Raw genomic sequence first — 24,113 nt, 5'->3', positions numbered from 1 at the left:
CACCTCGCTTCCGGTTAAGGTTGGGCGCGCCAATAGTCGAGCAGGTCGCGCATCGTTTGCTCGAACGGAATTTCCGGTCTCCACCCCGTCCGCTTATGGAATTTCTCGTAATCGCCCAGCAAAATTTCGACGTCGGACGGACGCAGCCGGCTCGGGTCCGTTTTCACCTCGATCTTTTCCTTGCTGAACGACAGCAGAAGCGCAAGCATTTCCGCAATCGTGCAGCACGTACCGGAGGCGATGTTGTAGTCTTCTCCCGGCTCCCCCTTCTCCAGCGCCAGCCAATACGCCCGGACGACGTCGCGCACGTCCGTGAAGTCGCGCTTCGCTTCCAGGTTGCCGACGTGAAGCACCGGCGGTTTTTTGCCTTTCTCGATGTCGGCGATTTGCTTCGCGAAGTTGGAGGTGACGAAATTTTCCCCGCGCCGCGGTCCGGTATGGTTGAACGTCCGCGTCCGGATGACGTGAAGGCCGTAGCTTTTGTAATATTGGTAGCCCAAATAGTCCTGCGCCACTTTGCTGATCGCATACGGACTGAGCGGACGGAGCGGATTCGTCTCCTTGATCGGCACCTCGTTCGCCTCGACGTGCCCGTACTCCTCGCTCGAGCAGGCGATTTGCATTTTCGTATCGAGCCCGAACCGCCGGATCGCTTCGAAAATGTTCACTTGGCCGGCGACGTTGTTATGAATCGTATCGATCGGGGAATTCCACGAGGTCGGCACGAAGCTTTGCGCGGCCAGATGGAAAATGAGATCCGGCCTCACGTCGTCGATCAGCGTCTCGACGGAAAACGGATCGCGCAGCTCGCACTCCACGAGGCGAATGTCCTTCAGCAGGTGGCGAATATGCTCCATCCGGCTGCGGTTGCGGATCGTGCCGACCACCTCTACGCCCTGCCGGAGCAAATATTCGGCCATATGGCTTCCGACGAAGCCGGAAATCCCCGTAACCAAAGCTTTCATTCCCGCATTCCTCCTTCATGTTGTTCCAGTCGCTGCACCATCGATTTGATGGCGTGCTCCTGCGATTTGTGGCAGACGAGAAGCCCTTCCGCCGTCGAGACGATGATGAGGTCGCTCGCCCCGATGACGACCGTCCTGCGGTCTTCCGCGAAAATGATGCTGCCTTTCGATTCGGTCGCGTATACGTCGCCGTGCACGATGTTGCCGTCGGCGTCCGCTTCGCGGATCCGCTCGAGCGACGTCCAGCTGCCGAGATCGTCCCACTCGAACCGGACGGGGATGTTGTAGATGTGCTCGGCTTTTTCCAATATGGCGTAGTCGACCGATAGTTTCGGCAAATCGGCGTAGGCGGTCCTTACTTCCTCCTCGGAGCCTTGCAGCGCATTCCACATATCCGGCTGATGCTGCCGCATATAGTGGGCGATCGTAGAAGGCTTCCAGATGAAAATGCCGCTGTTCCAATACACGTTCGGCGTCTTCAGCAGCCGGCGGGCTTTGTCGATGTCCGGCTTTTCGATGAACGAACGGACCCGGTGCGCCGCGTCGAACGACACGTCGGCGGCCGCCTCGATGTAGCCGTAGTTCGTCTCCGGCCGGGTCGGGGTGATGCCGAGCGTCACGATCGTACGATCGCGCGCGGCGATCGGCTCGGCCTTGCGAAGCACGTCGAACAGCTCGCCGATATGCGGAATATGGTGATCGGAAGGCATCGTGACGAGGACGTCATCCTCCCCGAGCCGCAAAAACCGCTGCGCCGTCAAAGCGACGCACGGCCCCGTGTCGCGCTGATCCGGCTCGCAGATCAGGTTCGATTCGTCGAGCTCCGGCAGCTGCTCCATGACGAGCGCCCGGTACCGCTCCGCGGTAACGACGTAAATGTCGCCCGCCGGCAGCCGCTCGGCGAACCGCCGGTACGTAAGCTGGAGCATCGTCTCCTCCGACGTCAGGGCGAGAAACTGCTTCGGCTTCCCCTCCACGCTTCTCGGCCAAAACCGGTTTCCTTTGCCGCCGGCCATGATAACGATTTTCACGAATGTTCACCTCCGTGCGGCACCCAATACGGGCTGATGGATATCGGCATACGCCAATGCATTGTTATAGTATGAGAGGGCCCGCCGGAAGGCATGGACGATTACCCCCGCCCGGCCAACAAAAAGAAAGAAGCGGCCTACTGGCCGCTGCTAGCTGTCGAGAAAGTCTGCAAAGAGATGAAGCAGGGGAGGCATAGGGCAGGGGAATGCGCTCCACATCTCCCCTACCCCATTTTGTATCTCATGGATCTCTTTGGACTTTCTCAATAAGCTGATCGGCCTTTCGGCCGCTTAGGGGGTGTCGAGACCGTCTCACGACTGCTCGATCAGACGCTTGATCGTTTGCCCGATCGCCTCGGGGGAAAATTCGAAATGGATGTCGAACGCGGCCTTCTTGCCGATCCGCTCCCGCTTGCTCTTGTTCGCGTATGCTTCCCGCATCGCCGCCCGCACCTTCTCCGGCCGGATGTCCGCCCAATAGTGATTGCCGTAATAGTGCGGCCGGTCGCGCTGCAGCTTGTCGTCGACGGGGACGAGATGGGGCTCGGGCTCGATCAGGAAGCTGTTCGATTCGTTCATGAATTCGGTATATCCGCCCCAATTCAAGCCGATCGCCGGCTTGCCGAGCGCCATCATCTCCATCGCCGGCATGCCCCAGCCGGCCCGGTCGGTCGAGACGTAGGCGTCGCAGCTCAAGTACAGATCGGACAGCCGCTCTTCGTCGAACGGCTCGACGATGACGACGATTTGGGATTGGAGACGGTGCGCCGGAATGTGCGAGCATATTTCCGACATGACGAACGCCGGGCTGTACCCGCTATGGATATACACTTTCAGGACGAGCGACACGTCTTCGTAAGGGGAGAATTCGTCGCAGAACGATTGGAGCAGCAGATCGATGCCTTTGCGAAAATCGAAGCCGAACACGTACAGGAAGGAGAACGATCGGAGAGGCGGCTGGAAGACGATTCGGTTATAAGGTTTTCCCGGGTAATATTTCGTGACGTCGATCGGGTACGGCACGATGCGCAGCTTCGAGGGGATGACGCCGCTCTGCGAAAAGGTCGCATAGTTGAACCGCGTCGGCACCCATATTTCGTCCATCCGGTTGCACAGCTCCGCCCAGCCGATCGGAAGCCGGTCCGTCTCGAACAGCGTCACGCCGACCGTCTTGACCGCTGGCGGAGCGGCAACGGGCTGCTCGAAAAAATCCGGGGTCCCGTGCTTGACGCATACGATGCGCGGACCGAGCCGGTCGGTCGACAGCGAATCCAGCCATCGCCTCGTCTCGCTCCCGATCTCCGCATGATGCTCGCCTCCGATCGGATGAATGCAAACGGGGATGCCGGCCGATTCGAGCGCGCGCAAATAGTTGCGCGATACGTTGCCGTACCCGCCCATATCGTATACCGGTCCCATCCAATACACTCCCGTGCCTGTCATCAGATGCGGTGCCTCCTTTCGGGCGCTTTACGACAGTATATGGCGAATCAGCTCGCCGTGATTAGGTCGTCGCACAGAAGCGTCCGATCCGCGTACGCATTCGTCCATGCCTCTTCCGCCGAAGCCGCATATAATGCCGGGAGACATACGCCGGTTCGACCGCGGAAAGAAGGGATGGATTCGTACCGATGGGAATGACGACTTTGGAAAAGATGAATTATTTTTTGTTCGACCGCAAGCCGATCGCCTACAACCGGATCAATTACAACAACTGCTCGGAGCGCGCCGTCGAAATTCCGATCGCCGTCCGGTTTTTGCTCGACAGCGGGGCGGGAACGGATGCGCCCTATCTCGAGATCGGCAACGTGCTGTCGTATTACGCGCCGCTGCTCGCCCCGCACCCGGCGCTCGCCAACCGCCAAGTGCTGGACAAATTCGAGCAATGCCCCGGCGTTCTGAACGTCGACCTGATGGATTTCGCGACGAAGTACAGCCGGATCGTCTCCTTGTCCACCGTCGAGCACGTCGGGCAGCACGCTTACGGGGAGAATAAAATCGGCGACAGGGAAGCGCCTCTCTTCGCCATCCAAAAAATATACAATTTGCTCGAGCCGGGCGGCCTGGCGCTCATTACCGTCCCGTTCGGCAAGCTGATGGATCTCGGCTGGCTGATCCAATTCGGCGACGACTACTTGAATTCGCTGGTCGACCGGTTCGGCTTGCCGCCGGAGGCGGTGACGCTGTCGTACTTCAAAAAGCTCGACATGGATATGCACTTCGAGGCGCCCCGCCAAGTGTGGATCCAGTGCGGGCCGGAATCGCTCGCGGAGACGACGTTCGACAGCCCGTACGTGTTCGCCAACGGCATCGCCGTCATTCGTCTGCGCAAAGTAAGCGGCGACGTCGACGTGCGCCCGCAGCCGGCCGCCCATTTCCGCTACCACCCGCCGGTAGCCGTCGGCAGCCTGTACGCGCCTCCGTTCATCCGCCCGCACGGGTACGATCACGACGGGTGGATGCCGGTCGACCGGGCGGGCTACGCGTTTTACGGCCCGTACGTGCCGCTGGCGCCGCAAACGTACGAGCTGCGCGCCTATGTGGAGGTGCTCGGACACGGGCATTTTACGCTCAATGTGTCGACGCAATCCGGCAGCCGGACGCTGTGGAGCCATTCGTTCTCCCAGACGGCGCAGATCGAAGCGCGCATCCCGGTCGCGGCCGCGGCAGGCGACGCCGAAATCCGGCTGTATAAGCACAACGACTCGCCGTGCCGGGTTCGGGTCCCGGTCCTTGTGCTCGCGCCCGTTTGAGCGGCCGGCATCGCCGGCACACGCGACGAAACGCCCCCGTTCGCGCATGCGAAGCGGGGGCGTTTTCGGCTATCCTTTGACGGCCGTGCCGGTCAAGCCTTGGATGATGAAGCGCTGGCCGAGCAGGAAGACGATCAGCATCGGCACGATGCCGGCCGTGGCGGCGGCCATCATCCCGTTATAGTCGACGTTGAATTCGAGAACGTAATTTTGCAGGCCGAGCGGCACCGTATACAGCTTGCGGTCCGTCAGGAAGACGAGCGCGTTCTCGTAGTCGTTCCAATGCCACGAGAAATCGATGACGGCGAGCGTCGCCAGCGCGGGCTTGGCGAGCGGCAGCATAAGCCGGACGAAAATGCGGCCGTGCCCGGCCCCGTCGATAAACGCCGATTCCGTCAGCTCCTTCGGAATGGCCATGAAAAACTGGCGCAGCAGGAACACCCCGAAGATCGTGAACATGCCCGGCAAAATCAAAGCCCAATGCGTGTTGTAAATGCCGATCCGGTCGAACAGGATAAACTTCGGGACGAACAGCACTTGCGGCGGAATCATCATCATCGACAAGTACAGCAGAAACAGCGGGTCGCGGCCCTTGAACTCGATGCGGGAAAAGCCGTAGGCGGCGAGCGCCGACAGGAACGTCGCGCCGATCATGCTGACCGTGGCGACCTTGATCGAGTTCCAATAATACGGGGCGAAGCCGTCCGGGCCGTCCCATACTTTCAGATGGTGCTTCCATTCCGGCTGGGACGGAAACCAGCGGATCGGGTATTCGAACACTTCGTTCGGCGTCTTGACCGACGTGCCGATCATCCAGACGAAAGGCAAAATCATGCCCAGGCCGAGCACGGCCATACCGGCCGTCAGGAGCAGCTTGCCGGCGCTTTCCCGGGAACGCGGCCTCATCAATAATGCACCCACCTTTTTTGCCCCGCCCATTGGACGAGCGTGATGAACAGGACGAAGGCGAACAGCATCCAGGAGACGGCCGACGCGTATCCCATTTCATAGTAGCTGAAGGCGGTTTTGTAAATGTACAGCGACATGACCGTCGTGCTCGTCCCCGGCCCGCCCTGCGTAATCGCCTGGATCAGCCCGAACGATTTGATCGCGCCGATCAGCCCCGTGATAAGGAGAAGGAACGTGGTCGGGCTCACCAGGGGCCAGACGATGCGGCGGATCAGCGTATACCGCCGGGCGCCGTCGATTCGGGCCGCCTCCAGCAGCTCCGGAGATATTTCCTGCAGCGCCGCCATATAGATGATCATGTTGTAGCCGAGACTCGCCCATACCGCGATGAAATTGATCGCATACATCGCGGTGTCCGTCGAGGCGAACCAGCCCGGCGGATCGGAGACGCCCATCCCCCGGAGAAATTCGTTGATCGGGCCGTGCGTCGGCTGGAACAGCAGCATCCAGACGAAGCCGACGGCGACGCCGCTCGTAATATACGGCATGAAGTACATGGAGCGCAGCACGCTCTTCAGGTAGACGCTCCGGTTCAGCACGAGGGCGACCAGAAACGCCGAGACGATCGATACCGGCACCGCCGTCAAGTAGAGCAGCGTGTTGCCGATCGAGTCCGCAACCTTTTCGTCCCGGAGCATCCTCGCGAAGTTGTCGAGCCCGACGAACCGGAAGTCGGGGTTTGCGAACCGGTAGTCCGTAAACGTAAGCCCCAACGAGAACAGGGCAGGGATCAGAAAAAACGCGACGACGCCCAGCATGTTGGGCAGGATGAACAAATACCCCGTCATTCGCTGCCGCTTCATCCAGCTTCCGCCCATGGCATATCCTCCGATTCGGGCCGGCCGGCAGTAAGGGAGGCTCCGCGAGAGCGCTCCCCCGCAATTCCGGTCCGGTTACTTTTTATTTTGCTTGATAAAATCGTTATGACGCTTCGCCATGTTGTCCAAGCTCGTCTTCAAGTCCTGCTTGCCGAGCAAATATTTCTCGTACTCTTCCTTGCGGATGTCGATCACCTGCTGCTCCAGCGTCGTCTGGTACGTCGGGAATTTGCCGAAGACGACTTTCTTGAGCGACTCCTGATCGTAGGTGGACTCGGCGCCGCTCAGCAGCAGCTTGATCGCTTCGTCCGCATTGACGTCCTTCGAAGAAGGCAGCCGGCCGCCTACGGCGAGCGGGGTCATGCCGCCGTCCGCGTACCATTTCAGAAACTTCCACGCCGCCTCCTTGTTGGCGGATTTGGGGTTGATCGAGACGACGTCGCCGAGGCCGGACGGATATTTGAACTCGTTTTCGTTCGCGGACAGCCTCGGCAGCGTGGCGAAGGCGATCTTGAACGAGCGCGGATTGTCCTTCAAGTTGTTCGAGCTGCGGAAGATGAATTCCCCGGCGTACAAAATCGCCGCTTCTCCCTTCAAAAACATCGTATCGGTCGGCATTTTCGACGTCACTTGCTCGCCGTACGTCGGCATCGACTTGTCCTTGGTCATCATGTCGTACATGACCTCGAAGCCTTTGGCCGCGAGCGGATGATTCAGGTTCGACGTGCCGTCCGGCTTCGTATAGCCGACGGCCGCGGTGGCCGCATCGACGTGGCCCATGTACGACGACTCGTGCACGAGAAGCCCCCACCGCTTGTCCTTCTTCAGCTTGGCCGCATAGCTGCGCATATCGTCCCACGTCCAGTCGAGCGGAGGAACGGGCAGGCCGGCTTCGTCCAGCGCATCCTTGTTCAGCCAGACGAAGGACAAGTTTTTCTTGGTCGGCATGCCGTAATAGCGCCCGTCGATTTGCCACAGCTTCGCGTCCGGCCCCATCTTCTCGTCGATGCTGTAATCCGGGAAGGCGCTCAGGTCGAGTGCGGCCCCCGACTCCTTGCGCTTCTGCAGCCGGGGCATCGTATAGTTGACGTACAAGTCCACGTCCTGTCCCGTCATCAGCGCCGTATCCAGCTTCAAATTGCCGGCGTCGTCGTTCACGAACCGCTCGTACGTCACCTGAATGTCGGGGTTTTGCTTGTTCCACGCGTCCACGACCGCCTGCGGGCCCGATTCCGCCGGGACGCCTCCCCACATTTTCAGCAGCACCGTTTTGCCCGGCGACGCCGCCCCTCCCGCGTTCGGGCTCGCCTGTCCGCCCGCCGCTCCGTTCGGCTCGGACTTGCCGCAGCCGACCGCCAAGCCGCACGCCATGAGCACGCTCAATCCGCCGATCGCCCATTTTCTCGCCTTCATCGAAGTCCCCCTCGTCTTCGTCGTCGTGACGTTTTTCCGATTTGCAGCTTCATCATAGCACCGGGAGCGAATCGCCGGCATATACGCAATTTGGGTTCTGATGCAACGATTTTTGGAAAAAAAGAAGGCGGTCAGCCGCAGCCGTCCCCCCTTCTGTAATCGCTTGGGGTCAACCCCGTCCAGCGCTTGAAAATTTTGATGAAATAGCTGTCGTTGGCGAAGCCGACCTTTTCGCCGACGGCGGATACGGTCAGCTCCGTCTCCCGCAAGTAAAAAGCGGCCGCTTCGACCCGGAGCTTCTGAACGTAATGGGTCAAGGTGGACCCGGTTTTCTTCTTGAACAGGTCGCTCAAGTAGGTCGGCTCCATGCAAGCCAGCTCCGCCATGTCCCGGAGCGACAGCTCCTCCGCGTAATGCTCGGCCATATGCCGGATCACTTTATTGATTTCCGGATGATCGGTCGGCTCGTCGCCGATCTTCTCCGGGATCGCCCGGCGGTAGCGGTCGAGCTTGCGTAGCCGGTCGCGGGACAGCAGCTCCCGCTCGATCTTGGCGAGCGTCTCGCGCAGCGCCGCCGGGTCCAGCGACAGCTTGAGCAGGTAGCCGGACGCCCCGTATTCGACCGCCTGCCGCGCATACTCGAAATCGCTCATGCACGTGAGCATGACGAACCGGCAGTCAATCCCTTCCTCCCGGACCGCCTTCAGCAGCTCGACTCCGTCCATCTCCGGCATGACGATGTCGGCGATGACGAGATCCGGCGCGTCGGCCCGGATGAGCGGAAGCGCCTCCGCCCCGCTTGCCGCCTCCCCCGCCACGACGAAGCCGCAGTCCAGCTTCTCCAGCACCTTCTTGATGTAGGCGCGCGCCTGTTCTTCATCCTCGACCAACAGAACCGATCGCATCGTGATCGTCCTCCTTGCTGTAGGGTGTAGCCAGCAGCAGCGGAATGTCCATCCGGACCGACGTCCCCCGCTCCAGGGCGGCCAGCTTCAGCTCCGCCCCGCCTTGGTAGAGCAGCTGCAGCCGCTCGCGCAAATTGGACAGGCCGATGCCGGAGCCGGCCGACCGTCTCGGCCGGGCCGCCGCCGCCTCCAAGCCGATGCCGTCGTCCTCGACCTCCAGCACGAGCCGGTTGTCCGCCGCGGAGGCGCGTACGGTCACTTTGCCCGACTGCATCGAGCGGCCGAAGCCGTGGACGATGGCGTTCTCCACGAGCGGCTGGAGCGACGATTTCGGGACAAGCGCATATTCGAGCCGGGGGTCGAGCTCGAATGCCGATTCGAACCGGCGGCCGAACCGGGAATTTTGGATGTGCAGGTACGCGCGGACCAGCTCCAGCTCCTCCTTCAAGTGAATCAGGTCGACGTCGAGATTGAGGCTCGATTCGAGCAGCTTGCCGAGCGAGACGCATATTTCGTGCGTTTCCTCGTCGTCCCGGCTCATGGCGATGCTTTTGATCGTGTTGAGCGTATTGAGCAGGAAGTGCGGGTTCATTTGGGAGACGAGCACCTGGAACCGGACGGCCTGCTTTTGCCGCTCCTCTCTCTTGAGCCGGTGGACGAGGTCGTGAATGTCCTTCACCATCCGGTTGAAGCTTCGGGTCAGCGACAGCACCTCGCCGACCGCCCGGGTCTCGGGAAGCGCGACCTTCAGATCGTTGTCCGCCATCGTCTTCATCTTGCGCTCCAGCCGCTTGAGCGGACGCGTGACGCTGGACGAGAGCAGGACGGTGATCGCCATGAACAGCAGCGTCAAGCCGAGGAAAACGAGGAAAAACCGCCGCTTCAACGCATTCGCCTCGGCGAACAGCAAGTCGAGAGGCGTGCTTTTGACGATATACCAATCGAGCGATTTCATGTAGGATGCCGTATAGGCCGCTTGTCCGGCTTCGTCGAGCAGCTCGACGCCGGCTCCGTCCGGCGAGCCTCCGGCGGCGGCGATCCGGTCGGCGACGGCCTGCGGCAGCCGCTGCCCCGGCGACGACTCCAGCACCGTCTCGCCCCGGCTGTTCACGATATAGTAGAGGGCGCGTTCCTTGCCGGCGCCGTCCGCCCCTCCCGTCTCCCGCTTGAACCACTGCTCGTAATCGAGACTGATGCGCAGCAGCGCGTAGGGCTTGCCGGTTTTGCCGTCGTTCAAGACGGCGCACAGGGAAGCGAGGTACGCGCTGCGGCTTACGTCCTTTTTCACGTAATTCGGGTCGCTCGTCCGCCACATCGTCCGCTCGCCGCGCTCCAGCATGTCCCGGTACCACGGCTCCCGGATCATGTCCGCATAGTCGAGCGGCCGCTCGGGCGTATACGACGCGTACAGGTTGCCCTGCAAGTCGAGGAGCGTATAATACACTTGCGATCCGGTCAAAAACAAGCTGTTGCCGATGCTGAGAAACTTGGCCTCGATGTCGGTTCGGCGGTTCCAGGGATCGTACTGGCCGGGATTCGCCAATATCGCCGTGACGGTCGGGTCCTGCTCGAGAAGCGTCAGCGTCTTCACCGAGGTGCCGGTAAAATCTTCAAGCGAGCGCTTCAACGATTCGAGCTGCCGCTTGTCCTGCTCGCCGGCCTTCCGCTGCATGACCGACTCCATTTCCCCGAAGTAGTACGCGTTCAACAGGGCGAACGGAAGCAGCACGAGCAGGAGAAACGCCGCGATCAGCCGGTTTTTCAACGTGTGGGGGACGAGGCGGGAGAACGGGATGCGCACGCTGATCGCTCCTTCGCACTTGGGATGGTTGTATCCCCATCATAACAGGAGCGGACGGCGGACGGCACCCGGAATTTCGTCGGCTTCATCCGGGAAGCTTGTCCGCCGGATGCCGCCGAACCGTACGGGGCGTCCCGCACGATTCGGCGATCCGGCCCGGCGCGCGGCGACACCGCACGCCGGCGGGCTTTATTTCGGCTTCTCGATGATGAGCCCGACCGAGGTCGATACGTATCGGTCGAGCATCAGCCGCAGATGCGGGTTCAGCTTGAACGGCGGGACGTCGACGTACGACTCGATCGGTCCGGTCCCGACCGTGTAGTCGATGTCGACCTTGTAGCCGTACGCCTTCAGCGTCTGCACCATCCAATCGATGTCGCGAAGCCGGTACAGGACGAGCACATCCGTTTCGAGCGTCTGTTCGTTGGACGACAGGTTGAATTCGGTCGTATGGACCGCGACGCCGCCGGGGCGCAAGCAGTTCATCTGGTTGACGATGAACTGCTTGCCGTGCTCGATCGAGCCGAGATGCTCGAAGCAGCACGACGACCACGTGAAATCGAACCGGCCGATGTAACGGTCGCTGATCCGGTTCATGTCGGCCGTCTCGTACGTGACCAGGTGGTTGAATTGGTCCGGATCGCACAGTCCCCGGTCGTTCAGGTCGCTTAACGCTACCGCGTGCTGGTTCGTGTCGACCCAGCCTTGCGCCTTGGCCGCCTCCACGTCCATGTCGGTCGCCACGATCTCGCAGCCGAACGAGGCGAAGGCGGCCGCCAGCGGCTCCTTGCCGACGCCGAAGCCGAGCCCGCGCTTGAACGGCATGAGCGCCCCCCGCTCGCGGAGCGCCTGGTAAATGTAGCACCACTCCCACAATTTGCGGTGGTACCGGAACCCTTCCCGCAGCTTCGAGCACGCGGCGGCGAACCAAGGAGCGGTGAAATCGGCTTCTTTGCACAGTTGCGAAATAAGCATCGCTATCCTCCGTTCGCGGTCATTGTACCCGGATCTGCAGCACCGGATCGGTTCCGATCGGAACGTACAGCCCGTGGTTGGACGCATGATCGGTTTGCCATAGGCGAACCCACCGCGTGCAGTCCCAACGGACCTCTCCGCCCCGTTTCGTCTTGGCCGAAAAGATCGGCTTCCGGTACGGCACGGGCCGTCTTCTCGCCGCCGACGCCTCGCTCCAGGGACGGCGAATCCGATGGACCCGGACGGTTTTATTTTTGCCGGCGGGGATATGCAGAATCGCCTCCCGGATCGTCACGCCGGGCGGCAGCTCCGCCAGGTTGAACGAAACGTACGTGACGGCGCCGCGGCTTCGTTTCCGCTTGCGCAGCCGGTCGGGCCGGAGCGTGACGACCGCGGGCACCGCGTCTCCGGCAGCCGGCCCGCTTCCCGCAGCCGCCGCTGCCTCTGCAGCCGCCGCTGCGGCGGCTGCGGCTGCGGCGGCCGCTTGCCCGTCGTCGGCGCGGCCGGCCGCACCGTCGGCGCCCGCATAGAGCGGCTCGCCGTCGTACGTCGCCTTATGCTGCCACAGGACGACCGGCGTTTCCGCGTGGTCGCGAAGTTCACGGACGACGTCCATGAGACGCTCCGCATACGGCCGTACGCCGTGATGCCGGGCGATGTGCCGCCGCGCCTCCTCCGCCATCGTCCGGCGCCGCGGCTCGCTGCCGTACGCCTCGAGCATCGCGCGCCGTACGTGCTCCTCCGCGTCCCCGCCGGGCGGGATCCGGAACGTCGCGCCGTCGGGAAGCTCGCGATAAGCGTCCGCGTCCGCCACGATCGCCGGAACGCCGTACGCCATCGCCTCCAGCGCCGCGTAGGCCGTCTCCCCGTTGGTCGGGCTGCGAAGCTGGAGGACGACATCCGCCTCGCCGATACCGTCGTGGTACCGGTTGCCGGGCAGCCCGCTCGCGAATTCGACGCGAGCGTCCGCCTGCAGGTCGGCGGCCAGCTGCCGAAGCTCGCGCTCGCGATTCGGGTCGAGCGCGCCGTATATCCGGACCTTTACGTTGTCGTGCCCGGCCGTCATCATGTGGCGCAAACTTCGCAGCGCCGCGTCTTCAAGACCGTTCCCGCGCGAAGACGCCCACAACGCGAAGACGAATTCGGCCCGCCCGGAGCGTATGTGCGGCTCCGGCAGGCGGATCGGGGCGCCGAAGGACGAGACGCGATCCGCCCCCAACGCGAGCAGCTGGCGCTCGGCATGGGCGCTGTGCACGACGATCGCCCGCGCGCGCTCCAAAAAGTAGCGGGCGACGGGAACGAGCGAGCGGTCGGTGCCGGCTCCGAGCACGGAATCGAGGATACGGTGCGTGTCGGTGCCGTAATCTTTTTCCAGCACGCGGAAGTACAGCTCCAAATTGTTGCGCTGAATCGTCCATTTGTCCGCGAGGTCGTGCAGGTTCGACTCGTCCGCGATGACGATTCCCGGAAACCGGTTCATGAAATCGAGCATGTACAAGCTGGCTTCCTCGTTGTTCACTTCGTAGACGACCGCGTCGTAATCGTTCGCCGTCCCTTCGAACAGCCGGTAGTTCCGGATGCGGACGGCGGCCATGCCGGCCAAGGACGATTGCGCCTCGTCATATCCGTCGTCGACGTACAGGTCGCAATCCGCGAACTCGGCCAATACGGGAAGCGACGTCTCGATCGCGGAATAGGCGGCCGACCGGTCCGTCCGCACCGGGGCGAACAGCGCCAGCTTCGGGCGGCAGACGGACTCGTAGCCGTCCATCACGCGGCGGGCGACGCCCTGCCAGTCGAATTTCTTCGCCTGGCCGACCCCCTCCTTCGCCAGCGCCTCGCGCAGCTCCGGCCGCGCGAGCAGCGCAATCAAGCCGGCCGCGATGTCTTCGACGTTTTCGGGATCGACCAAGCGGGCGGCGTCCCCGACGATTTCCCGAAGCGACGAATTGTTCGAGGTGAGCACGGGGGCTCCGCACGCCATCGCCTCCAGCACGGGCAGCCCGAACCCTTCGTACAGCGACGGGAATGCGAAAACCGTCGCGCCGTTGTACAGCTGCACCAAATCGTCGTCGGGCACGTAGCCGGTTACGACGAGCCGGTCCGCACCGCCCCGGACGGCCGCGGCTTCGACGAGCCGTCGCCGCTCCTCGTCCGACACGCCGCAGGCGAGAACGAGCTGATAGCCGTTGCCGAAAAACGGATTGGCGCGATAAAACGCATCGAGGAGCCGGTCCGTATTTTTGCGGAAATCGCTGCCGCCGGTAAACAGGACGTACGGCTTGTCGATGCCGTAACGCGCGGCGAGCCCCGTCCGGTCCGTCTGCGCGAGCGGCTCGAAGTGCGGGTCGAGACCGGCCATGACGACGACGATTTTATCCGGGTCGATGCCGGCCAGCCGGACGGCGTCCCGCTTCGTCGTCTCGGATATGGCGAAGATGACGTCGCACGACTTGATGAGCTCGATGCCCTGCATGTAGACCGCGCGCACCTCGTCGGTCGTCAAGTACCGCTCGGGGAAGACGAGCGGGATGACGTCGTACAGCGTGACGGCGACGCGCGTTTTGCCGAACCAGTCCCGGTGCATCATCGCGTCCTTGTACTGCTGGAACAAATGCGGCGGAAGATGGAACAGGTAGAACGGGCTCATGATATGGAACAAGTCGATCCGGTTGCGGCCCAAAAATTGCCGAAGCTGATGGTTCACGTGATCGGGGCCCTTCGCAATATCCGGGTAAAAGTAATAGTAAGCATGATCCTGCTCCTGCATGACGAGCGATTGGATCAAATTTTTCGAATAGCGCCCGATCCCCCTTTTCATCGCTTCGGTTTTGGCAAAGAACATATCGAACGCAATATTCAAAGGTATGCATCCTCCTTCGGCTAAAGGTTGGAGGCGCGCACGACCGGCGGCGCCACCACGGGCGGTCCTTCGACGAATCGGCCCCGCTCCTCGTCGGTGATCGCGTACGCATGCCGTCCTTGAAGCTTCCACGCGGCAAGCGCCCATTCGTTCGCGACGCGATGCAGCTTTCCGCCCTTGACCTGGTACGTAAGGCCGTCGGCCGTCTTGACGAGCATGCCTTCCATCGGCAAAACCGCGGACATCTCGAGAACGTGAAGCGTATGCGCGACGTACTCGGGCGAGACGGGCGGGCCGATCGGCCATTTGCGCACGTCGACCTGCGACAGCCGGACGGGCTCGAGCGGTACGGGTGCCGCCAGCGGACGGCGCACGCCGTTCTCCACCCAGTAGACATCCGGCCCGACGCCCCGGACGAGGACGCAGGTCGCGAAGTAGTCGAGCGAGCTCGGATGCTCCGACTCCAGCCGGGACCGGACGGCGTAAGGCGGGAACCAGCCGGCGATGTCGGTCCATTTGGCCGTGAAAAACCGCGAGTTGTTCTCGTTCACCCGCTCCAGTCCGGTACCGAGCGACTTGATGCTGACGCTGCCGTGATGGTGGATGAACGTGTCCTTCGCAATGATCAGGTCGAGCCCGAGCAGCCGCGTTCTCAGCCCGTAATCGTCGTCCTCGAAGTTGCCGACCTCGAAGCCTTCGTCCCAATAGCCGAGCCGTTGGAACACGTCGCGCCTCATCATGACGCAGAAGCCGGTCAGCCGGCCGGTTTGCTGCCAGGCTGCGGGATTCGAGACGTTATGCGTACGGGCGAACTCGTGCATCTGCTCCATCGTATCGTACGACGTCGGAATGAGCTGCTCGCCGCTGATATAGTTCGTCACCGGCCCGACGAGCCCGGCGCGGTCGTTCCCCCGGACGCAGGCGAGCAGATTGGCCAGCCAGTTCGCCGTGACGACCGTATCGTTGTTGAGCAGGACGAGCGTGTCGCCTCTCGCCATCATCAGCCCTTGATTGATGGCGCCCGCGAAGCCGAGATTCGATTCGTTCAGCCGGTAGCGGAGCTTGCCGCCCATCGAGCGCAAGTAGTCCGCGGTGCCGTCCTCCGATCCGTTGTCGACGACGATCAATTCGAACGGCTCGGGCGTGTGCGCAAAAATGCTTTCGACGCATTGCCGCAAATAGTCTTTTTGGTTGTACGTCGGAATGACGATGCTCGTGCCGGGGAACGGCACGTGAAACCGGTGCGCCCCTTCGCGCACGCCGTCGGCGTACCCGGCATCCCGGCCGAGCTCATACCCTCGCTGCAGCGACGCCCGCTTGGCGGAGGGCGACCTCCGGACGCCGCGCCTCGGCTTGGAGCGGGCGAAGCGGCGGCGCCGTCTGATGGATGTCGTGGTCACTTCCATGTCCCCCCTTCCCCGAAATGCCCCGGATGGAGGCGACGCTTCGCGGCGGCGCCGGTTCCTTCCGGGGTAGCTCCGTTCATGTCCAAACCGCTTCCCCTTTCACGAACGAATTGGCCAGATGGCCGAAATCGAGCGCGACCTTGCCCAGCTCGTCGGCGATGCGCACGGCGAGCACGACGGCGGGGATGCCCGCGGCGACGAGCGCGATGTCGAAGCTTGCGCCGCGTATCCGTTCCATGACGGCCGGCACGTCGTCGATGCCCCGGACCGGCGCGACCGCCCCGGCGACGGCGACGCCGTGCCGCTCCAGCACGGCCGCCAGCTCCTCGGCGGCATTGCCGACGAGCAGCACCCTTCGTCCCGCCAGCAGACGGCTCAGGTAGCCTTCGAGGTACATCATGTAGTTCACCGTCGAAAACGTAAGTGTCAGCTCGCGGTAGTCGATGCCGTGGGCGCGCAGGACGGCGAACAGGAGCGGCTGGAAATACGGCTGCCGCGATATCGGGATGCCGACGATTCCCGCCCGGCGCACGGCGTCGGCCAGCATGTCGCGCGCCCGAATGTCCGGCACGTCCACGCCGGCATAGGCGAGGAACGGCCCGGCCCGCCGCACCTCCTCCGCGCTCATGACGAGCTCCTGGGCAAGCGCCAGCGTCTCCCCGTCTCCGAGACGGACGACGGCCAGCGGCCGCTGCGCGTCCATCGCCTCCACCATCCGCTCGAACACCTCGCCCGCGCCCGTCAGCCTGAGAAATTGATGGCCCATATGCTCCAAGCCGACGGCGACGACGCCCTCCAGCCCGACTTCGGGCAGCACGTGGCCTTCGGGCAGCTGCGTTTCGATCAGCCGCTCCCCGCCTTCGTACCGGCCCTTGTCGTACCCTTCCCCGAAGGCGGCGCGGACCTCGTCGCTCTTATGGTCGGCGGTTTGCCGGAGCGCGTCGCTGTAGCCCGCCTCATAGCCTTGATCGTAGAGGGGGGATGGGCCGGCCGCCCGGTTCGGCGGTTGTTTTTTGCGTATTTTTCGTTTCGTCAGTCGGACCCGCCTTTTCCCGGCGGGCCGCTTGCTGCCTTTGGTTAGTCGCAGGCGCATCCCGATTACCCCCCGACAGTTTGTGGTGACGCGACGATCCCGAACAATTGGTTCAGCCGGCTGCGGTACGTATGGTCCCGAACCGTCCGGGCGAGCGCGTTCAAGGCCATCGCCCGGCGTTCCTCCTCATGCGTGAGGTAATGCTCGAGCTTGCCGATCAGATCCTCCGGCGAATGGTAGACGGCGAGATCGACGCCCGGCGTGTAGACGTTGTACAGGTCGCCGCGCATGTCGGTCAGCTGGAACGCGCCGCTGCCGCCGATTTCGAACATGCGCGGATTGACCGACACGGCCGGAATGTTCCGGCTGTTCTGGTTGAACGTCGGATCGTCGTGAAGACGGTGAAGGTTGATGACGATTTTGGCGCCGCTGAAATAGTTCAGCGTCTCCTCGGGAGACATCCATTGGCCCAGCTTGATTTTATCCTTCAGTTTCTCGTAGTTTTTCAGGCGATCCCACCAATACCCGATGATGATCGTGTTCTTGCCCGCCAAGTAGTCGGCGATGCGGTCGATCAGCTCGACGCGGTTCCAGTATGCGGTGCCGATGAAGCAAATGTCCGACCGGTACGGCGTCCCGACCCGAACCGGCTTCGTGGCGGCCCGGTTGATGCCGAACGGCAGGTAGTGCACCTCGCGGCAGCCGAGATCGCGGTAAAACGCCACGCAGGTCAGCTCGGTCGTAAACACGTAGTCGTAGCAGGGGGCGATATGCTGCGTCACGTCGGTGTAATACGGATCGTCGGTAAACCAGACGGCGGTGCGGATGCCGAGCTCGCGAATCGCCCTCGCCTTCTCGATCGGCAGCGAGTGGATCGAATCGAGCACCAGCACGACGTCCGGCCGGATCGAGGCGGCCAGCCCGACCACGTCGTCGGTCGGCTTGCAGACGACCAGCTCCGCGACGAGCCCCCGCAAGGCGTCGATGATGCCCAGGTCGATGGGAACGTAAGGCAAAGCCTCCTTCGGCTGCACGTACAGCACGCGCAAGCCCCACTTGACGCCCTGATCCGGCGGAATTCTCTCGAGGACGACGGCGCATCGCCCGTGATGATAACCGTGCTCCGAGCCGGCCCGATACCCGTCGTGCCACCCGCTTGATTCGGCCAGCTGCAGCGGATGGATCGGCGGCGGATTGGTCGAAGGCGGCTTGCGTACCCTCGCTCGTTTCCGTTTCATCATGTCACTCCTTTCCGGTCCATGGGTTCCGGTTCGAGGGGCGATTGCCCCGTCACCGGTTTTTCGTCCGCCAGTCGAAGCCGATTCCCGGATCGTCGAACGGAATTCGGAATTCGTCCGGCCGGGCCGGATCGTAGGCGGTATTCGTGAAGTAGACGAGATAGGCGGGGCTGTTGCCGAGCACCCGGTATCCGTGGGCGACCCCGCGGGGGATGAAGAGCAGGTACGGCTGGTCCTCCCCCATGTAGTACACGTCGGTTTGCCGGAATGTAGGCGAGTCGGGCCTCATATCGTGCAGGACGACCTGGGCGTAGCCGAACGGGAAATACCAGATGTCGTCCTGGCCGTTGTGGTAGTGGAACGCTTTGATGACGCCCGGAAACGATTTCGATATGGACGCCTGCCCGAATCGTCCGTACATCGCATCGTCCTCGCGCAGCAGCTCCATGAAAAACCCGCGGTCGTCGTTGTGCCGGACCAACGTTTTCGTTGCAACTCCGTCAATCATTTCCGATCACCTCTTGCCGTCGATAGTCGTGTTTCAGGAAAAGCCGGAGCGCCGTCCGCCAGTCGCGCAGCGGAGGCATGCCGTTCAGCCGCAAGGCGAGGCTGTCGAACACCGAGTTGGCCGGCCTCGCCGCCGCGGCCGTAAACTGCTCCGAGCTGCACGGCACGAGCCGGATGCCGTGCATGCCCAGTTCGTCCAGAATGAACTGCACGAAGTCCAGGCGGGAGCAGCCGCCTTCGTTGGCCGCATGGTAAATGCCGTACCGGTCGGTCGCCATCAGCCTGCCGATCGCCTCCGCCAAATCGAGCGAGTACGTCGGGGAGCCGAATTGGTCGTTGACGATCGAAAGCGAATCCGATCGTTCGGCGAGCGCGACGATTTTCGAAACGAAGTTGTTTCCTCTGCAGCCGTACAGCCAAGACGTCCGAACGATGAAAAACCGGTCGCAAAACATTTGCACGTACTGCTCTCCCGCCCACTTCGACACGCCGTACACGCTGATCGGAGACGGCTGGTCGAATTCGTGGTAGGGCGACTTCTTCCGCCCGTCGAACACGTAGCCGGTGCTGACGTAGACGAGCTTCGCTCCCGACGCCTGCGCGGCGACGGCCATATTCCGGGTGCCGATGGCGTTCACTTGGAAGACGTGCTCCGCCTCGCCCTCCGCCCGGTCGACGTTCGTGTAGGCGCCCGCGTGAATGATGACGTCCGGCCGCGCATCCTCCACCGCCTCCCGTACCCGTTCCATGTTCGTAACGTCCAGCTCGGCTTTCGTATAGGCGTACAGCCGGTGGTCCGGGGCCAGCACCCGGATCAGGTCGTGCCCGAGCTGGCCTCCGGCGCCCGTGATGACAGCTCTCATCGCAATCTCACCCTTCGGTATCGTGTTGGCGCGGACGGTCCGCACCGTCCGGATCGCTTCGTCCTCGCGCGGTCCGCTGCCGGTACCAGTCCAGCGTATGCCGGAGCCCTTGCTCGAACGTATGCGCCGGCCTCCAGCCCAGCTCGGACGCCAGCTTGGAGGCGTCGATGGCGTAGCGCAAATCGTGGCCCGGGCGGTCCTGCACCATCTCGATCAACGAATGCGGCTTGCCCAATTCGTCGAGGATCCGGCGGACGACTTCCAGATTCGTCAGCTCGTTGCCGCCGCCGATGTTGTATACCTCGCCGGCGCGGCCCTGATGCAGGACGAGGTCGACGGCCCGGCAATGGTCTTCGACGTACAGCCAATCCCGGACGTTCAGCCCGTTTCCGTATACCGGTATCGGCAAGTTTCGCAACGCCCGCGTAATGACGAGCGGAATCAGCTTCTCCGGATGCTGGCGCGGCCCGTAGTTGTTCGAGCACCGGGTCGTGACGACATCCATGCCGTACGTATGGTAATAGGCGCGCACCAGCAGGTCCGAGCCCGCTTTGCTGGCGGAATACGGGCTGTTCGGCGCGAGCGGCGTCGTCTCCGAGAACAGGCCGGTCGCCCCGAGCGTGCCGTACACTTCGTCCGTCGAGACGTGCACGAACCGCCGCACGCCGAGCCGCCGTGCCGCCTCGAGCAGCATCTGGGTGCCGAGGACGTTCGTACGGACGAAGGCGGCCGGGTCCGCAATGCTACGGTCCACATGGGATTCGGCGGCGAAATGAACGACGGCGTCCGCCCCCTCCATCGCGTCCTCTACCGCTTCGGCGTCCGTAATGTCGCCGCGGACGAACCGGTAGCGCGGATTCGGCTCGGCCTCCCGCACGTTGTCCGGGTCGCCCGCGTACGTAAGCGCGTCATAGTTGACGATCGTATAATCCGGATGCTCCCGCAGCATGTGCAGGATGAAGTTGCTGCCGATGAACCCCATTCCTCCGGTCACCCATATCGTGCGGCTCATTCCAATTCCCCCCGGAGCGCATATTCGGTCGCCTCGCGCAGCGAATCGAACGTCCCGGCGTCGGTCCACCAGCCGGTCAACAGCTCGTGGGTCAGCGTCCCCGCGGCCGCGTACGCGTTGTTGACGTCCGTAATCTCCAGCTCGCCCCGCTCGGACGGACGCTGGGTCCGGATGATGTCGAAGACGGCGGAGTCGTAAAAATAAATGCCGGTGACGCAATAATTCGTCGGCGGGTCGGCCGGCTTCTCGACGATTCTGGCGATCCGCCCTCCCTCGAGGACGGGGACGCCGTACCGGCGCGGATCGTCTACCGGCTTCAGCATGACCATCGCCCCCTCCGGCTGGGCGGCGAACCGGCGCGCCGCTCCGGCCAGCGAGTCGGCGAACAGGTTGTCGCCGAGCAGGACGGCGAGCTTCTCGCCCGGCGGCACGAACGTTTCGGCTTGCGCCAGCGCCTGGGCGATTCCGCCCGCCGATTCCTGGATTTTATACGAAATGTCGACGCCCCACTCCGTCCCGCCTCCGAAGTAGTCCGCATACAGACCGGCGGACTGCTTGCTCGTCACGAGAAGGATGTCGGTTATACCCGCCTGCCGGAGCTTTTGGACGGCGTAATGAATCATCGGATATTTCCCGACGGGCAGCATATGCTTGTTGACGATTTTCGTCAGCGGAAACAGCCGCGTTCCGGTCCCTCCCGCGAGAATGATGCCTTTCATCGAGAACATTCCTCCTGTCCGTTTCGTGTTGCGGCTTGCCCGCCGAATTCGCGCGTTCGCGCGACGGCGTTCAGACGAACGCCAGAGGATCGACGCCCCACTTCTCGACGAACAGCCGGTGGTTCCGGTCGATGAGCGCGGCGAGACGGCCTTCGTCCTGCTTGAAGAAGCTGGCGCTGCCGTGGTGATGGACGACCGTGTCGCCCGCGATCATGAGCCGGTAGCCGGCCAGCCTCGCGCGGTAGCAGTAATCGTCGTCCTCGTAGTGGCCCGGCGAGAACCGTTCGTCCAGCTCGCCGATTCGTTCGTACAGCTCCCGCTTGAACAGGAAGCAGAACCCGACGAGCCGGTCGACCTGCAGCCACTGGTACGGGTTCGGCGCGTTCAGGTGGATCGCCATCTCGTGGTACTGCCCGATCGTCTCGTAGGGCGCGATCATGCGCTGCTTGCCGCTCGCGTAGTTCGTATAAGGTCCGACGATGCCGACGTCCCGCGCATGGTCCAGACAGTCGGCCATGTTGTCGAGCCACCGGTGCGAGACGATCACGTCGTTGTTGAGCAGCAGGAGCCGGTCGCCGGAGGCGAGCCGGAGTCCGGTGTTGCACGCCGCGGGAAACCCCCGGTTATCGGGCAGGGAGACGAAGCGGAGCGACTCGCGGCGGCAAAAGTCCGTCGTACCGTCGGTCGATCCGTTGTCGACGACGACAATTTCGTACGGCGGCGTCGTATAGGCGCGGATCGACGCAATGCAATCCGCCAAATACGACAAGCCGTTATAGGTCGGAATGATGATGCTCGTCAGCGTCATGACGCGTCACCCCCCGACAGCAGGTGCCGCTTGCGGGTGGTGTCGGGCTCGCCGAGCCGATCTCCCGCTTCCCGCAGCAGCGCGGCCATCGCCTCGACATGGTCGCCGACGATCATCCGCGAAACGGCGCTCTGCTCGCCGTCGTTGTGCGCGCGTACCCGGTTCGGCGCGATGACGTCCACGCTGGCCGCCGCCCGAACCGTCAGTCCGGCGCGGATCGCTTTCGCTTGGGCGAGCGGCGGGACCATGAGCGTCCGGCAGCCGATCGTATCGATCGCCCGGCGGGACAAGGCGTGAGGGACGGCCGTCAGCGAATTCGCGTCGAGGTCCGGCCGCCGTACGGCCCGGTTCAGAAACTGCTTGACGATCGTCACCGAATCGCGCTGCGACAAGTCGCCGACGTAAGGGGAAATGTCGTTCAGGGCGACGTCGATTCCGCGGTCGACGGCCGCTACGAACGGCACGAGCCGCTCCGCGGCGACCGGGATGTCCCCGTCGAGGAACAGCACGATGTCCGAGCGCGTCTGCTTCGCTCCGATCGCCCGGCCGACGTCGTGGCCGAGCCGTTCGGGGACGTGCACGACCGTGGCGCCGGGACAGGCGCGGGCGGCGGCGAAGCTGCCGTCGCTCGAGCCGTTCACGACGAACACGATTTCGTCGAGCGACAGGCGGGCGAGCTGCGCCCCGATCAGCGGCACCGTCGCTTCCTCGTTCATGATGCAGACGACCGCGGCGACCGACCGCCGCGTCGGCAGCAGGACGCGGTCGTCCGTCCGGTGGCCGCTGACGCTGCCGTATCCGGCGGCGAACCGGTCGGCCGCCTGACGGTAGGCGGCGCCGTCCGCATGCAGCGGCCGGTCGCGGCATAAGTCGCTCCAGCAGCCGCCGATCCACCGGATCGGGTCGGCGCCGGGCGGCACCGGATGCTGCGCGGCGGCCAGCCGCCCCGCCTCGTAGGCGGCCGCGGCCCGCATCGGCCCGGCGCCGGACGCGATGTGCGGGCGCCGGGCGCCCGCGTGGCCCCGGAGGCGGCGCCTTGCCGACGCGGACAGCCGGCGGCCGGCCCGGCCTTTCGTTCGACGTCCGCGAATCGCTCTTCTCGCGTACGCCGCGTTGGACTTTCTCGTATCGTTACGGGTCCTCCTTCGAGTGGATCGTTTCGTTCTCATGCGTTCACCTCACCGTTTCCCTCATCCGGCCGAGATCGGGGAGGCCGCCCCGCTCGCCCTCCGATGCCGCGAGCCAGTGCAGCGCCTCGTAATGATCGCCGACGATGAGCGATTCGAGCGGATCTTTTCCTTGGCTTCTTCTGCGGCGAAGCGGGTTTTTGCGGCCGACGTCGATCAGCCGGACCGCCTCGACGCGCAGTCCTTTTCGCACGGCTATCGCCTGAGCCATAGGGGGGACGGCGAGCGACTCGACGCCGATCGCGGACAGGGCGCTGCGGCTGATGGCGTGCGGAATGGTCGTCAGCGACGCCCCCCTCAAATCCGGCCGCGACAAAGCCGCGTTGAGCGCATGCTTCGCCAGCACGACGCCATGCACGTTCTCTCTTTGGCGCGTTGGGCCGGAGTAGCTGTTCAGCGCGACGTCCACCCCCCGCCCGACGGCGTCCGCCAGCGCCCGCATGTCGCTTGCGGGAACGACGATGTCTCCGTCGGTGAATAGCAGGACGGCGCCTCTCGCATAGCGGGCGCCGATCGATCGGCCGACGTCGTGGCCGAGACGCTCGGGATAGCGGATCACCCGCGCCCCCATCCGCTCGGCGATCCGGCAGGTGCCGTCCGTCGTCCCGTTGGCGACGACGATCACTTCGGTTTGCGGGTGGACCCGGGCCGCGTTCCGCAGCACGGGCACGATCGTTTTCCTTTCGTTGAAGACGGGAATGATGACCGAAACGACCGGCTCTTCCGGGGATCGGACGGACCGATGCGCCCCTTCGATGCTCGCGCGCCGCTTGCGGTCGTTACGCAGCTTGGGCATACCGTCACCTCCGCGAATGGGTGGACTGCTTTCACCAATCATTCTATGAGA

The 24,113-nt window shown here is 63.4% G+C and carries 21 protein-coding genes; 1 reads left to right on the top strand and 20 read right to left on the bottom strand.

Annotation, left to right across the window (positions count from 1 at the left end):
- Window positions 1–14: 14 nt before the first annotated feature.
- The 3 genes from DLM86_RS21815 to DLM86_RS21805 form a co-directional block, all read right to left on the bottom strand.
- Complete coding sequence (locus DLM86_RS21815; RefSeq protein ID WP_110842190.1) at window positions 15–965, bottom strand: GDP-mannose 4,6-dehydratase; 951 nt, start codon at window positions 963–965, stop codon at window positions 15–17.
- Window positions 962–1,996, bottom strand: a complete 1,035-nt coding sequence (locus DLM86_RS21810; RefSeq protein ID WP_110842189.1) for a mannose-1-phosphate guanylyltransferase — start codon at window positions 1,994–1,996, stop codon at window positions 962–964. Before DLM86_RS21810 ends, DLM86_RS21815 begins: the two co-directional genes overlap by 4 nt.
- Before the next feature lie 312 nt (window positions 1,997–2,308).
- Entirely contained in the window at window positions 2,309–3,439 is a 1,131-nt protein-coding gene (locus DLM86_RS21805) for a glycosyltransferase family 4 protein (RefSeq protein WP_110842188.1), read from the bottom strand.
- A gap of 188 nt (window positions 3,440–3,627) precedes the next feature.
- On the opposite strand from DLM86_RS21805, the gene DLM86_RS21800 reads away from it, so the two are divergent.
- Window positions 3,628–4,749 (top strand): class I SAM-dependent methyltransferase, encoded by a 1,122-nt coding sequence (locus tag DLM86_RS21800; protein ID WP_110842187.1) that lies wholly within the window; start codon window positions 3,628–3,630, stop codon window positions 4,747–4,749.
- A gap of 69 nt (window positions 4,750–4,818) precedes the next feature.
- Here DLM86_RS21800 and DLM86_RS21795 read toward each other — a convergent pair whose 3' ends face one another.
- The 17 genes from DLM86_RS21795 to DLM86_RS21715 form a co-directional block, all read right to left on the bottom strand.
- Window positions 4,819–5,655, bottom strand: a complete 837-nt coding sequence (locus DLM86_RS21795; RefSeq protein WP_110842186.1) for a carbohydrate ABC transporter permease — start codon at window positions 5,653–5,655, stop codon at window positions 4,819–4,821.
- Window positions 5,655–6,536 carry a carbohydrate ABC transporter permease gene (locus tag DLM86_RS21790; protein ID WP_110842185.1) on the bottom strand — a complete coding sequence of 294 codons (882 nt, stop codon included), beginning with the start codon at window positions 6,534–6,536 and terminating at the stop codon, window positions 5,655–5,657. Before DLM86_RS21790 ends, DLM86_RS21795 begins: the two co-directional genes overlap by 1 nt.
- Window positions 6,537–6,611: 75 nt before the next feature.
- Window positions 6,612–7,949 (bottom strand): ABC transporter substrate-binding protein, encoded by a 1,338-nt coding sequence (locus DLM86_RS21785; RefSeq protein WP_110842184.1) that lies wholly within the window; start codon window positions 7,947–7,949, stop codon window positions 6,612–6,614.
- A gap of 131 nt (window positions 7,950–8,080) precedes the next feature.
- On the bottom strand, window positions 8,081–8,854 hold the full coding sequence (locus DLM86_RS21780) for a response regulator (RefSeq protein WP_110842183.1): 774 nt from the start codon (window positions 8,852–8,854) through the stop codon (window positions 8,081–8,083).
- Window positions 8,826–10,655, bottom strand: coding sequence for a cache domain-containing sensor histidine kinase (locus DLM86_RS21775; protein ID WP_110842182.1), 1,830 nt, complete (start codon window positions 10,653–10,655; stop codon window positions 8,826–8,828). The genes DLM86_RS21780 and DLM86_RS21775 overlap by 29 nt, the downstream gene beginning before the upstream one ends.
- 189 nt (window positions 10,656–10,844) lie before the next feature.
- Window positions 10,845–11,630 (bottom strand): class I SAM-dependent methyltransferase, encoded by a 786-nt coding sequence (locus tag DLM86_RS21770; RefSeq protein WP_110842181.1) that lies wholly within the window; start codon window positions 11,628–11,630, stop codon window positions 10,845–10,847.
- Window positions 11,631–11,649: 19 nt separating this feature from the next.
- The gene (locus DLM86_RS21765; RefSeq protein ID WP_110842180.1) at window positions 11,650–14,493 is read right to left on the bottom strand and encodes a glycosyltransferase; all 2,844 of its coding nucleotides are present in this window, start codon (window positions 14,491–14,493) and stop codon (window positions 11,650–11,652) included.
- 20 nt (window positions 14,494–14,513) lie between these two features.
- Entirely contained in the window at window positions 14,514–15,893 is a 1,380-nt protein-coding gene (locus tag DLM86_RS21760; protein ID WP_245954808.1) for a glycosyltransferase family 2 protein, read from the bottom strand.
- A gap of 82 nt (window positions 15,894–15,975) precedes the next feature.
- A complete protein-coding gene (locus DLM86_RS21755) occupies window positions 15,976–16,992 on the bottom strand; it encodes a GT-D fold domain-containing protein (protein WP_245954807.1) in 1,017 nt (338 codons plus the stop codon).
- 5 nt (window positions 16,993–16,997) lie between these two features.
- Window positions 16,998–18,170, bottom strand: coding sequence for a CgeB family protein (locus DLM86_RS21750; RefSeq protein WP_110842178.1), 1,173 nt, complete (start codon window positions 18,168–18,170; stop codon window positions 16,998–17,000).
- Window positions 18,171–18,222: 52 nt separating this feature from the next.
- Window positions 18,223–18,678, bottom strand: a complete 456-nt coding sequence (locus DLM86_RS21745) for a dTDP-4-dehydrorhamnose 3,5-epimerase family protein (RefSeq protein ID WP_110842177.1) — start codon at window positions 18,676–18,678, stop codon at window positions 18,223–18,225.
- Entirely contained in the window at window positions 18,671–19,540 is an 870-nt protein-coding gene (gene rfbD / locus DLM86_RS21740) for a dTDP-4-dehydrorhamnose reductase (protein ID WP_110842176.1), read from the bottom strand. Before rfbD ends, DLM86_RS21745 begins: the two co-directional genes overlap by 8 nt.
- Before the next feature lie 7 nt (window positions 19,541–19,547).
- Window positions 19,548–20,552 carry a dTDP-glucose 4,6-dehydratase gene (rfbB, locus tag DLM86_RS21735; protein WP_110842175.1) on the bottom strand — a complete coding sequence of 335 codons (1,005 nt, stop codon included), beginning with the start codon at window positions 20,550–20,552 and terminating at the stop codon, window positions 19,548–19,550.
- Window positions 20,549–21,271, bottom strand: a complete 723-nt coding sequence (locus DLM86_RS21730; RefSeq protein ID WP_110842174.1) for a sugar phosphate nucleotidyltransferase — start codon at window positions 21,269–21,271, stop codon at window positions 20,549–20,551. Before DLM86_RS21730 ends, rfbB begins: the two co-directional genes overlap by 4 nt.
- A 70-nt stretch (window positions 21,272–21,341) precedes the next feature.
- Window positions 21,342–22,079: a glycosyltransferase family 2 protein gene (locus tag DLM86_RS21725; RefSeq protein WP_110842173.1), complete on the bottom strand. Its 738-nt coding sequence runs from the start codon at window positions 22,077–22,079 to the stop codon at window positions 21,342–21,344.
- Window positions 22,076–23,248 carry a glycosyltransferase family 2 protein gene (locus tag DLM86_RS21720; RefSeq protein WP_110842172.1) on the bottom strand — a complete coding sequence of 391 codons (1,173 nt, stop codon included), beginning with the start codon at window positions 23,246–23,248 and terminating at the stop codon, window positions 22,076–22,078. The genes DLM86_RS21725 and DLM86_RS21720 overlap by 4 nt, the downstream gene beginning before the upstream one ends.
- A gap of 4 nt (window positions 23,249–23,252) precedes the next feature.
- Window positions 23,253–24,062, bottom strand: coding sequence for a glycosyltransferase family 2 protein (locus tag DLM86_RS21715; protein WP_110842171.1), 810 nt, complete (start codon window positions 24,060–24,062; stop codon window positions 23,253–23,255).
- Between the last annotated feature and the right edge of the window lie 51 nt (window positions 24,063–24,113).

The organism is Paenibacillus flagellatus, from assembly GCF_003217775.1.
Classification (GTDB): domain Bacteria; phylum Bacillota; class Bacilli; order Paenibacillales; family NBRC-103111; genus Paenibacillus_AB; species Paenibacillus_AB flagellatus.
Note: the sequence above shows the minus strand (reverse complement) of the source record. Positions and strands in the feature narration are given on the sequence as shown.

Bases quoted from the DNA above. Each gene is read 5' to 3' on its own strand.
- DLM86_RS21755 (WP_245954807.1), bottom strand. From the start codon at position 16,992: ATGCGCCTGCGACTAACCAAAGGCAGCAAGCGGCCCGCCGGGAAAAGG.
- DLM86_RS21725 (WP_110842173.1), bottom strand. From the start codon at position 22,079: ATGACGCTGACGAGCATCATCATTCCGACCTATAACGGCTTGTCGTAT.
- DLM86_RS21805 (WP_110842188.1), bottom strand. From the start codon at position 3,439: ATGACAGGCACGGGAGTGTATTGGATGGGACCGGTATACGATATGGGC.
- DLM86_RS21815 (WP_110842190.1), bottom strand. From the start codon at position 965: ATGAAAGCTTTGGTTACGGGGATTTCCGGCTTCGTCGGAAGCCATATG.
- DLM86_RS21800 (WP_110842187.1), top strand. From the start codon at position 3,628: ATGGGAATGACGACTTTGGAAAAGATGAATTATTTTTTGTTCGACCGC.
- DLM86_RS21795 (WP_110842186.1), bottom strand. From the start codon at position 5,655: ATGAGGCCGCGTTCCCGGGAAAGCGCCGGCAAGCTGCTCCTGACGGCC.
- DLM86_RS21745 (WP_110842177.1), bottom strand. From the start codon at position 18,678: ATGATTGACGGAGTTGCAACGAAAACGTTGGTCCGGCACAACGACGAC.
- DLM86_RS21715 (WP_110842171.1), bottom strand. From the start codon at position 24,062: ATGCCCAAGCTGCGTAACGACCGCAAGCGGCGCGCGAGCATCGAAGGG.
- DLM86_RS21780 (WP_110842183.1), bottom strand. From the start codon at position 8,854: ATGCGATCGGTTCTGTTGGTCGAGGATGAAGAACAGGCGCGCGCCTAC.
- DLM86_RS21730 (WP_110842174.1), bottom strand. From the start codon at position 21,271: ATGAAAGGCATCATTCTCGCGGGAGGGACCGGAACGCGGCTGTTTCCG.
- DLM86_RS21770 (WP_110842181.1), bottom strand. From the start codon at position 11,630: ATGCTTATTTCGCAACTGTGCAAAGAAGCCGATTTCACCGCTCCTTGG.
- DLM86_RS21785 (WP_110842184.1), bottom strand. From the start codon at position 7,949: ATGAAGGCGAGAAAATGGGCGATCGGCGGATTGAGCGTGCTCATGGCG.
- DLM86_RS21790 (WP_110842185.1), bottom strand. From the start codon at position 6,536: ATGGGCGGAAGCTGGATGAAGCGGCAGCGAATGACGGGGTATTTGTTC.
- rfbD (WP_110842176.1), bottom strand. From the start codon at position 19,540: ATGAGAGCTGTCATCACGGGCGCCGGAGGCCAGCTCGGGCACGACCTG.
- DLM86_RS21720 (WP_110842172.1), bottom strand. From the start codon at position 23,248: ATGAGAACGAAACGATCCACTCGAAGGAGGACCCGTAACGATACGAGA.
- rfbB (WP_110842175.1), bottom strand. From the start codon at position 20,552: ATGAGCCGCACGATATGGGTGACCGGAGGAATGGGGTTCATCGGCAGC.
- DLM86_RS21750 (WP_110842178.1), bottom strand. From the start codon at position 18,170: ATGAAACGGAAACGAGCGAGGGTACGCAAGCCGCCTTCGACCAATCCG.